Source organism: Ignavibacteriales bacterium (assembly GCA_016709765.1).
Taxonomy (GTDB): domain Bacteria; phylum Bacteroidota; class Ignavibacteria; order Ignavibacteriales; family Ignavibacteriaceae; genus IGN3.
This window is the reverse complement of record JADJMD010000013.1, coordinates 1,258,589-1,272,439: the sequence shown is the minus strand read 5'-3', so window position 1 is coordinate 1,272,439 and position 13,851 is coordinate 1,258,589. Positions and strand designations below refer to the sequence as shown.

The following is a 13,851-nucleotide window of genomic DNA, read 5'->3' as shown; positions in this document are numbered from 1 at the left end:
AACTATTGCTCCAAAGGAAATAGAATTTTAAACCTGGTGCCATTATTGGCTTCAACTGTTAATGTACCGCTTAACTGCTGGGTAAGCATATTTATCAATTGTAATCCCATACCTTTTGCATCATTAATATTAAAATTATCAGAAACCCCGACACCGTTATCTGTAATTTCAATTTCTGCATTTCCATTTATTTTTTTTAAGCTAATAAAAATGATTCCCTTTTTGTTATCAGGAAATGCATACTTAAGTGAGTTAGTTAAAATTTCATTTACTATTAATCCAACAGAAGAAGCTATTTTTGGGGACGTTTCTATTTTATTAAAAGATAATTTAATTTCAATACGATCTACATCTCCAATATAAGATTCTGCAACTGAATTGGTTATTTGTCTTAAATATTCCCCAAGATCTATTTGCTGAGATGCGCCGCTTGCATTTAATAATGAGTACATATTGGCAAGAGCACCTATTCTCATTTCCAAATTTTCAAGAACTTTTCTTGCTTCAGAATCTTTTAATTTCTCTCGCTCAAGATACATAAGCGATTTAATCAAATTAAAGCTGTTCTTTACTCTATGCAGTAATTCGCGATGCAACGCTTCTTTTTCTAGCGCAGCATTCTTTAGTATTTGCTCTGAATTTTTTCTGTCGGTTATATCATTAACATAGCCCCAGAATTCAACAAGATTATCTTGATCATCAAACACACCTATTATGTTCTCTAAAGTGTCAAGTGCCCTTCCTGTTTTTGTAACTACCTTACCTTCATAATTAGTTAACTTTTTTTCCTTACGCAGCAGATCTAAAAAGTCAATTCTTTCCTGCGATTGTTGATAATGCGAAACGGGATTTGAATGAATAAGTTCATCAATACTTTCAAATTCCATCATATCTACATAAGCTTTGTTACATGCTTTCAAACCACCTTCGGGAGTAGATAGAAAAACCCCGCTAAGATCTTCCTCAAAGAAACGGCGGTAGTTTTCTTCGCTTTGCCTAAGTTTCTCTTCGGCAATTTTTCGTTCCGTAATATCTTGTACAATGCCAATCATTCGATTCGGTTTACCATCTATATCTCTAAAGACACTTCCATTTGCAAGCATCCATTTTATAGTACCGTTAGGCCAGATTATCCGCATTTCTAAATTACTGTATTCTTCACTTCTATATATGGCAGCATTTAAATGCTCAACCATAAACCCAACATCTTCTGGATGTATACATTTTAAATATGCTTCATAAGTTCCCTTAAATTCACCTTTACCAAAACCAAACATAGGTTCAATAGTTTCAGACCAGCTTACTTCTCCGGTTAAAATGTTCCATTCCCAGCTGCCAATGTTTGCAGATCTTTGAGCAAGAGCATATCTTTCTTGACTTTTTCTTAGAGCATCTTCGAACTTCTTTCTTCCTGTAATATCAAGAACAGTAAAAGTAACCCCTCTGGATATTTCTTTTAAGTTTAGTGGGGTTGAACTAAGCAGCACATCGATAATACGGCCGTCTTTACACACCCATTTTGTTTCAACTGTGCCAGTACCAAACTGCTCAATCTGTTTATATTTTTCCCTGCCAACAAGTTCAAATTCTTCATCACTTGGATAAAGTATACGTGCATTTTTGCCGATTAGTTCTTCGCCTTTATATCCAAGCATCTTACACATTGTATCGTTTACTTCTAATAAAACACGGCTTGATGTAACTCCAATACCAACCGGTGCGGCTTTAAAAATACTGCTTAATTTATTTTCACTAATTATTAACGCTTCTTCAGCTTTAATGTTATCGTCTACATCAATATGAATTCCTAATGCTCTAACAGGATTGCCATCACTATCTCTTTCCGAAATTTTTCCCCAGTTTAGCACCCATTTATAATTTCCGTTTTTACATTTTAATCTATGTTGAACTTTATAGAATTCAGTTAAGCCCTGTTCATGCTTTTTTGCTTCAATTAATGTTTTTTCTAAATCATCTGGATGGATATTTGATTTCCAGAAATCCAGATTGTTTTTCATTTCCTCCGGATCATAACCAAGCATAGTTGCCCAGTGATCACTTCTGTTAACAATTCCGGTTTTAAAGTTCTGATCCCATAAACCAATTTGCGCTCCTTCTAAAGTAAGGTTTAATGTTTTTTCACTATCTCTTAATGTCTTTTCAGATAAAAGGCGCTGTGTTATATCTCTAGTTACTCCAATAATCCCAATAGGATTGTTCTCATTATCCAAAAGAAATCTTGCTCTTATTTCTGTAGGAAAAATCGTACCATTTTTTTTTATTTGATCAATTTCGAGAGTCACAATATTTTTTTCAACTCTGTTTATTAAATACAATTTAATTTCTTCGGCTATTACAGATATGGCTTTTTCGGATGCTTGAGATGTTAAGTAGTCTTGCAAATTTAACTTCATCATTTCATCAACACTGTAACCATGCATCTTTTCAACAGAAGGGCTTAAATAGGTGAATCGAAAATTCATATCCATAGTCCAGATAACATCATCAATCTGTTTTTCGAGTGCATGAAATCTTCTATCACTTTCTAATAACTTTAATTCACTTTCGCGTACTCGTCTATGGGCTTCAAAAAGTTTAAATGCCATTTTAATTGATGCAAGAAGTACTGTTTCTCCGCTGTTTTTAACAACATATCCGTATGAAGTTATCTTTTCGGTTTTTTCAACTACTTCTTTTTCTGTGTGATTCGAAAGAAAAACAACTGGTAACTCGTGTGTTTTAAGAATTGTTTGTGCGGCTTCTGTTCCATCAATCCCCTTTCCTAAGTCAATATCCATAAGAATTAAGTTGATGTAATGATTTTCTTCAATAATCTTTATTGCCTGCTCACCTGTACTGGATATAACAACATCATATCCGTTTTTCTTAAGCAAGCTTGCTTCAGACATTGCTATGATGGCTTGGTCTTCAACAAGAAGAATTGTTTTTCTAAATTCCGTCTGCATTTTTTCTCCCTTGCATTTGAGAGTAAATCTTTTTCCCAGTTGATTGTCATTAAAACTTAATTTGACAACAGAAATAAATTTTTTTGTTAACAAAGAGTTTTATTATTATCGATTTAAATGTGTATATATTTATAACAAATATCCATGTTTTAGTACATTTAATAAAATAATTCATAAATTGATCAATGAGCAACATTTACACAATTCTAAAAAATAATTTTGGCTACGATTCTTTTCGAGGAGAACAGGAATCAATCATTAAAAGAATTACGGAGGAAAGAAAACATTCTATTGTTTTAATGCCGACCGGAAGTGGAAAATCTTTGTGTTATCAAATTCCTGCCATTTTATTTGATAACAGTACAATAGTAATCAGTCCGCTTATTGCTCTTATGCAAGATCAGGTTGATGTACTTCGAAAGAAAAATATTCGCGCAGCATTTATCAATTCAACGCTATCCAAACCAGAAAGAGAAAAAAGACTTAATGATTTTACAGCCGGAAAAATTAAACTTCTTTATGTAACACCGGAAAGATTCCGCAAACCAGATTTTATTGAACAGATTAAAAAGGTAAAAATAGATTTACTTGCTGTGGATGAAGCACATTGTATTTCCGAATGGGGACATGATTTTCGACCAGACTATTCGCGAATTGGTGAATTTAGAGAATTGATGGGAAATCCATTAACAATTGCTCTTACTGCAACCGCAACACATAGTGTTCAAGAAGACATAATCAAAAAACTTCATATCAATAAAGATGATATAAAAATTTTCCACCAGGGAATAGAGCGTCCAAATCTTAGATTAGAAGCTGTTGATGTTTTTGATGATAAAGAAAAGTTAAAAGAAATAATTTCAACCTTAGAGAAATATGATGGATGCGGAATAATTTATTTTGCACTAATAAAGACTTTAGAAAACTTTTCTGAGATTCTTGGTGATAAAGGATTTAAACACGGGGTCTATCACGGCAAACTGGAAGACAGACAACGCAAAAGCATGCAGCGAGATTTTCTGAATGGAAAACAAAAACTTATACTTGCAACAAATGCTTTTGGAATGGGAATAGATAAAGCAGACATTCGGTTTGTAATTCACGCAGAATTGCCTTCCTCAATAGAATCTTACTACCAGGAAATTGGCAGAGCAGGGAGAGATGGAAATGATTCTGTTTGCGTTTTACTTTACAATCAAGAAGATCTTTACACACAAATGCAATTTATTAAATGGTCTAACCCAGATGCTAATTTTTATTCTGCGATGTATGATATTTTAAAACGTGAGATCGGATTAATAAATTCAAGCGGGGTCGACTACATCCGAGAACTAATAAGTTTTAAAAATAAAAGTGATTTTCGGGTTGAAACTGCGCTCGCAATGCTTGATCGCTATGGTGTTACTGAAGGGGAAATTGAAAAACAAAACCTGCAAATAGTAAATGAACTTCCGGATATTTTACAGGATGAAGATCATCTAAAAGAAAAACTTTTAAATGACAATAAAAAACTTTTATCGGTTGTTAATTATTTTCGAGGGGAAAAATGCCGGAGAGTTTTTATTTCAGATTATTTTGGTTTTCCCGGTGAAAAACCCTGCGGCAATTGTGATAGCTGCACTGTTAACGGAGTTATAAATGGTGAATTTTAGGATCATAATACTTATTACTTCTTCAACTTATCCTTAAAAATCTTTTCAAATTTTTCTACTTTTGGTGTGATAACATAAGCACAGTACCCCTGGTTAGGATTGTTATCATAATATTCCTGGTGATAATCTTCTGCAGGATAAAACTTTTCAAACTTTGTTATTTCTGTAACAATTGGTTTATCCCAAATTTTTTCATCATTTAATTTTTTCTTATAAAATTCCGCTTTTTGTTTTTGATCATCATTATGATAAAAAATAACGGAGCGGTATTGTGTGCCTACATCATTACCTTGCCTGTTTAATGTTGTTGGATCATGCATCTTCCAAAAAATTTCAAGAAGTTCATCGTATGTTATAACAGCGGGATCAAAAGTAATTTGTGTACATTCTGCATGTCCCGTAGTGCCATTACAAACTTCTTTATATGTTGGGTTCGCAACACTTCCACCCGAGTAACCTGAAACAACAGAACTAACTCCCTTTACTCTTTCAAAAATTGCTTCCGTACACCAGAAACATCCGGAACCAAATGTTGCAGTATCTAAGTTTAAATTTTGTTCATTCATTATTTTATTATTCTTTTGTTTTATTTCTGATTTGCTTTCTTTGCAGCCTATTAAAAATACTGTTATAAATATTAGGGTATATACTACACTTAATATTTTTTTCAATCCTATCATAACTCACAATTTCCTTTACCATCTAATACACAATTAAAAATGTGATCAATTATTTTTTTAACAATTTAAATGCATGCATCCATCTGTTTTCTAAAAATCCCGGAATGCACCAAAGAATACAAAGCGGTTCAATTGCTCGTGCAGCTTCTGCTTTTCCCATATCTTCAACATCCCAACCAAAGGTATTTAAAATATTTTTAACCGCACTTTTAGAATCATTGTTATTACCTGCAATAAACATCGTTGGTTTCTGTCCACCAAAATTCGGATTAACCATAAGTGCATTACCCACACAGCTAAATGCTTTAACAAAATTTGCTTGAGGATATTTGTTTTGCAGTTCTTCCATTAAAGATGAATTTATATTTGTAAAAAACTGTAATACTCCATTAACGGGAGGAACTTCTGCAATTGGATTTGTTGCATCCATTATTGTTTTATCTTTAAGATTTTCATTCCCTGCTTTTTCTAAAACGTTAAGAGCTGCGGTTCCTTTTACAGCTAGAACAATAACTTCACCAAATTTTGCTGCATCAGCAAAAGAACCACGCGATCCATTTGCTCCTGATTTGCTGAGCCATTCACTAAGTTTGTCCGGATTACTTGTTCCAATCCTAACTTGATGACCATGTTTAATAAATCCTGATGCTAAAGTTTGTCCAACTACACCGGATCCCAAAATTCCAATTTTCATAATGCCTCCTGAATACTTCTTAACTACTATTAATTTTTTAAACGAATTTGCCCAATCGTTTTGCTGTTGGTAAACATATAACAATAAAATTATAATATAAATTCACTTTCTTTTTCTGCTTTCAATTTATGATTGTTATCACATTCAAATTGGTAATTAGAAGGTTGCTTAAGCAAAAACTAATTTATAGATTCAGAACAGTATCTTAATAAAACATTTTATTTTCACTCTAAAGGCATCTGTGAGCAAGAAAATTGCAATTGCTGTTCCAAAGGGCGGAGTTGGTAAGACAACAACTGCCGTAAACCTTGCGGCTGCATTTGCAATTGCAGAAAAGAAAACTCTTTTAATCGACTTTGATCCTTCAGGCGCTTGTTCTGTTTCTCTTGGTTTTGAAAATGAAAAACTTAAAGGAGATATTTTTCAGGTTATAAGTTTTATTAAGTACATCGATTCTGTCATTCATCCAACAGATATTCAGACTTTAGATTTTATTCCCTGCAGTATTAATTCGGCAGAAATTGAAGAACGAATCAGCCGATTAACAAGGAACATTTATTTGTTTGAAAACATTCTTAACCAATATGCCCTTGGCCTCTATGATTATATAATAATTGACTGCCCACCTTATCTTAAAGGATTAACTACTGTTGCTCTTACTGCGGCGGATTCTGTTTTAATCCCAATTCGTGCTGGGCAATTTTCAATTTCGGCACTTAAGAAAATGTATAGTCATATAAACTGGGTAAAAGAAAATCTTAATAAAAAATTGTCTGTTGAAGGAATTTTGCTCACAATGTTTGAACCAAATACAAAAGCGTGGGGTTTAACTAAAAAAGCATTGTTTGGAAATTTTGGTAATGATATTCTTCAAACTGTAATCCCTAAAAGCATTACAATTACTGAAGCCGAATTTTATGGTAAGCCAACAATGTTGTTTGATGTTAGATCGAGCGGCTCAGTTGCTTATTTACAATTAGCTAGCGAACTTATGAATAAAGGATTACTATTAGAGGAATCATAATTATCAATATGATACTCAATGAGATAGTAAACGATTAATATGTTTTTTTGTAACTAAATTTTACCAACCTTAATTGTGCATTCTACATTGTAAATTCGTGTAATGAAATTTATTCCATCTTACATAGAACTTTTACAAAACGGTGAGCTAAAAACTCGTGCAGAAAAAGCCGTATGGCGTACAGGTTTCTTTAATATGTTATTTATGGGAACCATTATGGTTTTGTTTTTTCTTTTTGGAGATAACATTGCTTCGTTCTTTACAGATGAAAAAGAAGTTATTGATAATGCCTCAAAGTGTTTAAGCATTTTTGCAATGGGATATTTATTTTACGCTTTTGGTATGGTGCTTGTGCAGTCATTTAATGGTGCCGGCGATACAAGAACTCCAACGATAATGAACTTTTTCGTGTTCTGGGTACTTCAGATTCCGCTTGCATACACGCTTGCAATATATCTTGGTCTTGGTGCAGAAGGGGCCTACTACTCAATTGTAATTTCCGAATCAACATTTTCTATTGTTGGATATTTTCTTTTTAAAAGAGGAAGATGGAAAACAATTAAGGTTTAATAATAATTACACCCAGAAGCATAAAGTTATATTTTAAATTAATGAACGATTGCTAATATTTGCTTATTAATTCGCCGAACAAATTATTTTCACCCCATTTAACCTAAAAAAGAATCAGCCACATCTTTTTTTATTATATTATGTTATAATTTTCTAACATCAGTGAGAAGCAAAATGATAAAGTACATTTCATTTGCTCTATTACTGGGAATGTTTCTTTTATTTCAGACCAAAGACTACCAGCTTATAAAACATTCCAAATCTTTTCTTCCATATCCGGAAGATACTTTAGATAAAAATCATGACAATGATAAAGTATTCAGTAAAGAAGAACTTCAGAAAGATTTTTTACAACTCAGATCGCTATATGAAAACGAGCACTGTGCCTTATACGAATATACATTCGAGGAAAAATTTGATAGCCTGTTTGATCACCAATACGCTTTAATAAATCGATCAATGCAATATCACGAATTCTTTCAGATACTTGCACCGATTAACAATAATATAGGATGCATGCACTCAAGTATTTGGATGCCCGGAAGTTTTTGGGAAACAGGGAAAGACAACTTATTTCCACTTCAAATTAAATTGATTGAGGGTTATGCTGTTGTTGCGGGGTATTACAATGAGACTTCTCAGGTCCCTTTTGGAAGTATAATCCTGGAAATCAATTCGCTTCCAATAAAAAAAATAATTAGTGATTTAAAAAGTAGTTACTCCTCTGATGGATTCATTGAACAATTTCAATTTGCACAAATCGAAAAGAGATTTCCAATGGCTTACGCAAGATATTATGGATTTCCTGAAAATTACGTTGTTACTTATGCTTTACCAGGAAGAAAGACGAGTGAAACAAAAAAGATGATCCCAGCAAAACTAGAAGCGGTAAGATCAGTTGTCTTTAAGAATTTTAATCATCCTCCATTAACTCTTAAACTTGAAAAGGAAAATGGCATAGCAATCTTAAAAATCCCATCGTTTATCTTTTATGATAAGGTGGATTATTTCAAATCATTTTTAGACAGTGCATTTGTAGAAATTAAGAAAAGCAGTATTAAGAATTTGATACTAGATTTACGCGGTAATGATGGTGGCGACCCATTCTGTGCTGTCCCGTTGCTTTCATATTTAGAAAAAGAACCTGTTCCATACTTTGCTGAAGAATACGGGAGATACGCTGAATTTGCAAAACCAATTCCCGTGGCAGAAAACCATTTCGAAGGAAATCTTTACACTTTAATTGATAAACACTGCGGATCAACAAATGGACATTTTTGTGCTTTAATCAAATATCACAAAATAGGAAAACTTGTTGGTGAAGAAGGCGGATCAACTTACAAGTGCAATGCTAAAACTAAAGAGGTAAAACTTGATAACACAAAAATGTTAGTTTATGTCCCTCAAGAAACATTTTCCGCTGCTGTTGAGGGAATGGATAAAACAAAAGGAGTAGAACCCGATTACTACGTTGAACAGACTTACAAAGATTTTTTAAGTAGAAAAGATACAGCAATGGATCTCACTTTAGATTTAATTAAAAAGAATAAGGAATAAAACCGATATGACAATTTTCTTAGCGATAATAGCATTTATAGCAGTTGGCTGGTATATCGTTTCAGGTATACTGATATTCAACGAGCTTCAGAAAAGGGGAGAAAAGGTATACTTCATTGTCCTGAATTTTATGCTTCCGTTTTATGCAAATAAATACAAAAAGATAACCTTAGAAGAAACTGGAAAAGTCGGTTCGCTATTTTATCATTGGTTAATTGCTATTAATACAGCACTTGTATTCGGAATAGCAGCAATTATTTCAAAATCATTTTAGTATGGTGGTTATTGACGAATTATGAAGAGCAATTGTTATTAAAAGAATAAAGGAGTAATAAATGAAAACATTAAAACAAATTCAACTTCTAATATTTGGCATGCTACTACAAATCTCCACAATTTCGTTGTATGCATGTAGCCAAAACAATTATTCGCCTAAAGACACTTCTGCGGCAAGTAAAGTTTACTATGCAATTGAAATTAATGATGTTGTATGCGGTTATACCGAATCATCAGAAACCCCTATTAGAAAATATGATCAAGATTTAATTGAGCAGGATATAAATATTTTTATTATGCTCTCTCTCCTTGGCAGTGAATTCAATATGGAAATGAGCTCTCAATCTATTGTTGATCCCGTAACAAGAAGAGGCGTAGATATAATCACTGATATTAAGCAAGGATCAACAGAGTTCAATATTTCAATCAAAGTAAAAGATGATAAGGCTACAATAAATTCTACCTTGAACTCCACTGAAAAGGTGATTGAAATTACTCCTGAGACTGTTATTGGTTCTGATGAAGCATTTACTAGATTGAAAAAAGATCTGTATCTCGAAGGGAAAACCGAAGCAGAATACAATATACTTGAGGTAATGGAGGGAGAAATTCAAAAATCAAAATTCAAAAAAACAGGCGAAGAAACAGTTTCACTTGCCGGAAAATCGTTTAACACAATAATTATTGAGCAAACAAATACAAAAACGGGATTAAAAACAACTTACTGGCTTTCACCGGATTATGGTTACTTTGTAAAGTTTGAAGTGTTAAATAGAAAAATATATTTATCCGATCAAAGTGTTATCGATAAAATAAAAGTTGCTAATATGGATGCAAGCATTGTAACAAAAACCAATGTTGCAATTTCTGATGTTCAATCCTTAACATATATGAAAGTTGATGCGGTTATTGAACCTATCGGACAAAACTTTACAGTTGAAGATTTAAACGTACCAGGACAAAAATTTACTGGTACTATAAAAGAAAATCTTATAGAAGGTATGTTTGAAATTTCACACCCCAAATATGATGGTAAAAATGCACCTCCATTTCCTCCAAACTTTAAAGATGCCTTTCTGGAAAAATATCTTATAGGGGATGGAAGAGTAGAAAGTGATGATCCTGTGCTAATCAAAAAAGCCAAGGAAATAACCGAAGGATCTAAGGATAGCTGGGAGGCAGCAACAAGGTTAAGTAAATGGGTTGCAGAAAATATTCACTATGCAATTCCTGGAGGTGGTACTGCAAGAAAAACATATGATATTCGTGCTGGCGAATGCGGCGCCCACTCTTTTTTACTCGCTTCTTTCTGCAGAGCAGTTGGAATTCCTGCAAGAGTAGTTTGGGGCGGAATGTATGTTCCAAATTATGGTGGAGGATTCGGGCAGCATGGCTGGAACGAGATATATATGGGAGAAGCAGGCTGGATTCCCGTTGATGCAACAGCATTAGAGATTGATTTTGTTGATGCGGGTCACATACGTATTTCAGAGTATCAATCCACTTCAAGCAGCTTTAATGGAAAAAATTTTGAAATAATAGATTACAAGCTGGCCAATAATGAAAAAGAAACTATAAGCTCAGATTATTCTGAGTTTTATGGAAAATACACAAATTTGGAAACCGGGAGAACCTTTGAGGTTTTGGATAAAGAAGGTAATCTCTCAGTTGACATTCCTGGACAAATGGTACTTCCATTTAACAAACCAGATGAAAAAGGGAAATGGTATTGTAAGCTTAGTCCCACTCTTTATCTGGAGTTTACGAGAGATGAAGAGAATAAGATTAAGGAAATGTTTTTGCACGAAATTGCGCAGATGACAAAGAAATCTTCCCCCGAAACAATTGAAGCAAATGTTCCTGAAAACATGAGACCATATTTAGGAAAGTATTTATTTTCAGCAATTAATCAGGAGTTTACAGTTTTTTATAATGATGGCGTACTTATAATTCACGATCCTACAAAAAATGAAGATATAAAGTTACAATCTCCAAACGAAGAAGGAGGATGGCTTGATGAATTTGATAAAAATTTAATTTACTTTGATAAAGATGCAGAAGGAAATGTAACCCTTCTTAAAGTTGATGTAGCAAATAAATTTACAAGGGAAGAATTTGCCTCTGCCGTTATTGAAAGGACTATCCGGGAAGAAGGGATAGAAGCGGGATTAAAAAAATTCAATGAGATTAAATCAGATTCTGATTCAAAGTTAGTTATTTCTGAAAGCAGCTTTAATCTGCTTGGTTATAAATTCTTGAATGAGGGGAAAAACGAGGAAGCATTAGAAATATTTAAACTAAATGTTAAAGAATATCCAGAATCATTTAATGCCCATGGTAGTCTTGCTGAAGCATATATGAAATGCGGGAATAAAGAAGAGGCAATTAAAAATTACCAAAAATCACTCGAACTCAATCCCGAAAATGCAAGAGCAAAAATGATGTTGGAAAAAATTAATAACAATTAATAATTTGTTGAACGTTTTAATTCGAAATACGCCCTGAGGAAATGATATTGAAAGAAAAGATTGGTTTTATATTATTAGTCATTTTATCTTCTTGCAGCCAGGATCGCAGACCCCAGGAACCCGTTTCACCATTTCCTTATATAGTTGAAGAAATAAAATTTAAAAATGATTTGGACGAAGCTATTTTGGCCGGTACCTTAACAATTCCGGATAGTGGGGGTAATTTTCCAGCTGTCGTTCTTGTCTCTGGTTCCGGGCTTCAAGATCGAGATGAAACAGTATACGGACATAAACCGTTTAAAGTTTTATCAGATTTTTTGACCCGACATGGTATTGCTGCATTGCGATATGATGATAGAGGAACAGGTGAATCAAAAGGAAAACTTGAAGGCGCAACAACGGAAACATTTGCCGGTGATGCTTATGCCGCTGTTAAATATCTTCGCGCACATAGAAATATTAATCCTCATAAAGTTGGTGTTATAGGCCATAGCGAAGGAGGGATGATAAGCAACATTCTTGCAAGCCGTTACTCAGAAATATCTTTCATTGTTATGCTTGCTGGTCCGGGAATTCCGCTTGATCGTGCTTTGATAACAGCAAATGAAAAAAAACTTAGATCACAAGGAAAAAGTGAGGAAATTGTGCAAGCAGGCACAGACCTGTTTGAGAGAATGTTCAAAGAGATTAAAAAGAAAACTGATTATCAGGTAAAAAAAAGGAGGTTATCAAGCATTATAAATGAGTGGAAATTATCTTTAACGGGTCTCGCAAAAAATGACATAGAAAATTTTATGGCTGAAAACCCAAAACACTTTGAAATGATGGCAGATGAATGGGCAACACCTTGGTTCGAGTATGCTGCAAATTTTGATCCCCGTATTCTGATCAGAAATATTCGATGTCCGGTCTTAGCTCTTAACGGTGATAAAGATTGTCAGGTTCTTGCAGAAATAAACTTACCTGAAATAGAAAAAGCGCTTACTGATGGAGGTAATAAGAATTTTAGAATTGAGTATTTAAAAAACATTAACCATCTTTTTCAAAAATGTAACACCGGTTTTAGAGATGAGTATCCTAAAATTGATGAATCATTTAATAAAAACGTAATGATACTTGTAGCTGATTGGATAACTCAACAAACAAGTGATGCCAAATAATTGTCAAATAATATGGAATCAGAAATGAACAATATCTTCATCTATTTAGTATCAATCACGTTTGTATTTTTTCTCACCCAATATCTGCAAGCACAAGATTCTTTAGATAATAAAACAATATTCCCGGAAGTCGTTACAATAGAATATGGCATTGGTAGCTATGCTGTTACTGATGAATATATCTCAAAAGAAAAATATTCCGGCTCATTTCCGTACTACAGTATAACCTGGGCAAATCAGCATTCAAATTATGTTTACCATTTAAAGTTAGATTTTGGCAATTCATCAGGAATAAAAAATTACAACGTAAGTGCCGACATTTATCAATTTACACTTAACCAGGGATTTAGTTATGCTTTACCAAAATTTACGATGTTCAACAAAGATGCCTACTCGTATTTAGGTCCTTCTACGGAATTACTCTTTTATTACAACAAACAAAACATTGCAGTCTCTGGTTTCGATTATTCTCAATCATTTGCACTTCTTATTTCTGCAGGCATTACTTCACACATGTTTTATAAGCTATGGAATGATTTCAATATTGAGGGGGCTTTAGACTTTAATGTCTTTTCTCTTGGTTTCCGTATGGTAGACATGGAAGAAAATGACGAGTCTCCGGCAAAAATTCTAACACTAATTTCAGCAAACAATGTTGTATTTACTCTTGGTCCAAGATATTATTTGCTGGATAACTTATCAATAAAAGCCGCCTACCTTTTTCATCTAACAAGAATCGATTCATGGGAACCGCTTCTTTCTGCCAGTGATAATGTAGTGTTTACATTAACCTATGGATTTTAG

Annotated in this window: 11 protein-coding genes; 8 read left to right on the top strand and 3 right to left on the bottom strand. The window is 33.4% G+C overall.

Annotated features, from left to right (window positions below; translation table 11 throughout):
• Nucleotides 1-2 precede the first annotated feature (2 nt).
• The gene (locus IPJ23_15245; protein MBK7632031.1) at nucleotides 3-2,966 is read right to left on the bottom strand and encodes a PAS domain S-box protein; all 2,964 of its coding nucleotides are present in this window, start codon (nucleotides 2,964-2,966) and stop codon (nucleotides 3-5) included.
• 185 nt (nucleotides 2,967-3,151) lie between these two features.
• On the opposite strand from IPJ23_15245, the gene IPJ23_15240 reads away from it, so the two are divergent.
• Entirely contained in the window at nucleotides 3,152-4,618 is a 1,467-nt protein-coding gene (locus tag IPJ23_15240) for an ATP-dependent DNA helicase RecQ (protein ID MBK7632030.1), read from the top strand.
• Between the two features lie 14 nt (nucleotides 4,619-4,632).
• On the opposite strand, the gene msrA is transcribed toward IPJ23_15240, so the two are convergent.
• Both msrA and IPJ23_15230 read right to left on the bottom strand, forming a co-directional pair.
• Nucleotides 4,633-5,298, bottom strand: coding sequence for a peptide-methionine (S)-S-oxide reductase MsrA (msrA, locus tag IPJ23_15235; GenBank protein ID MBK7632029.1), 666 nt, complete (start codon nucleotides 5,296-5,298; stop codon nucleotides 4,633-4,635).
• A 49-nt stretch (nucleotides 5,299-5,347) separates the two neighbouring features.
• Nucleotides 5,348-5,992, bottom strand: a complete 645-nt coding sequence (locus IPJ23_15230) for an NAD(P)-binding domain-containing protein (GenBank protein MBK7632028.1) — start codon at nucleotides 5,990-5,992, stop codon at nucleotides 5,348-5,350.
• A 241-nt stretch (nucleotides 5,993-6,233) separates the two neighbouring features.
• Here IPJ23_15230 and IPJ23_15225 point away from each other — a divergent pair, with 241 nt between their 5' ends.
• The 7 genes from IPJ23_15225 (at nucleotide 6,234) to IPJ23_15195 (ending at nucleotide 13,851) form a co-directional block, all read left to right on the top strand.
• Nucleotides 6,234-7,016 carry a ParA family protein gene (locus IPJ23_15225; GenBank protein ID MBK7632027.1) on the top strand — a complete coding sequence of 261 codons (783 nt, stop codon included), beginning with the start codon at nucleotides 6,234-6,236 and terminating at the stop codon, nucleotides 7,014-7,016.
• Nucleotides 7,017-7,118: 102 nt separating this feature from the next.
• Nucleotides 7,119-7,586, top strand: coding sequence for a hypothetical protein (locus tag IPJ23_15220; GenBank protein ID MBK7632026.1), 468 nt, complete (start codon nucleotides 7,119-7,121; stop codon nucleotides 7,584-7,586).
• A gap of 174 nt (nucleotides 7,587-7,760) precedes the next feature.
• Entirely contained in the window at nucleotides 7,761-9,143 is a 1,383-nt protein-coding gene (locus tag IPJ23_15215) for a hypothetical protein (protein MBK7632025.1), read from the top strand.
• A gap of 7 nt (nucleotides 9,144-9,150) precedes the next feature.
• Nucleotides 9,151-9,417 carry a hypothetical protein gene (locus IPJ23_15210; protein MBK7632024.1) on the top strand — a complete coding sequence of 89 codons (267 nt, stop codon included), beginning with the start codon at nucleotides 9,151-9,153 and terminating at the stop codon, nucleotides 9,415-9,417.
• Between the two features lie 61 nt (nucleotides 9,418-9,478).
• The gene (locus IPJ23_15205; protein ID MBK7632023.1) at nucleotides 9,479-11,887 is read left to right on the top strand and encodes a tetratricopeptide repeat protein; all 2,409 of its coding nucleotides are present in this window, start codon (nucleotides 9,479-9,481) and stop codon (nucleotides 11,885-11,887) included.
• Nucleotides 11,888-11,934: 47 nt separating this feature from the next.
• Nucleotides 11,935-13,047, top strand: coding sequence for an alpha/beta hydrolase (locus tag IPJ23_15200; protein MBK7632022.1), 1,113 nt, complete (start codon nucleotides 11,935-11,937; stop codon nucleotides 13,045-13,047).
• Between the two features lie 24 nt (nucleotides 13,048-13,071).
• A complete protein-coding gene (locus IPJ23_15195) occupies nucleotides 13,072-13,851 on the top strand; it encodes a hypothetical protein (GenBank protein MBK7632021.1) in 780 nt (259 codons plus the stop codon).

Bases quoted from the DNA above. Each gene is read 5' to 3' on its own strand.
- IPJ23_15245 (MBK7632031.1), bottom strand. From the start codon at position 2,966: ATGCAGACGGAATTTAGAAAAACAATTCTTCTTGTTGAAGACCAAGCC.
- IPJ23_15240 (MBK7632030.1), top strand. From the start codon at position 3,152: ATGAGCAACATTTACACAATTCTAAAAAATAATTTTGGCTACGATTCT.
- msrA (MBK7632029.1), bottom strand. From the start codon at position 5,298: ATGATAGGATTGAAAAAAATATTAAGTGTAGTATATACCCTAATATTT.
- IPJ23_15230 (MBK7632028.1), bottom strand. From the start codon at position 5,992: ATGAAAATTGGAATTTTGGGATCCGGTGTAGTTGGACAAACTTTAGCA.
- IPJ23_15220 (MBK7632026.1), top strand. From the start codon at position 7,119: ATGAAATTTATTCCATCTTACATAGAACTTTTACAAAACGGTGAGCTA.
- IPJ23_15215 (MBK7632025.1), top strand. From the start codon at position 7,761: ATGATAAAGTACATTTCATTTGCTCTATTACTGGGAATGTTTCTTTTA.
- IPJ23_15210 (MBK7632024.1), top strand. From the start codon at position 9,151: ATGACAATTTTCTTAGCGATAATAGCATTTATAGCAGTTGGCTGGTAT.
- IPJ23_15205 (MBK7632023.1), top strand. From the start codon at position 9,479: ATGAAAACATTAAAACAAATTCAACTTCTAATATTTGGCATGCTACTA.
- IPJ23_15195 (MBK7632021.1), top strand. From the start codon at position 13,072: ATGAACAATATCTTCATCTATTTAGTATCAATCACGTTTGTATTTTTT.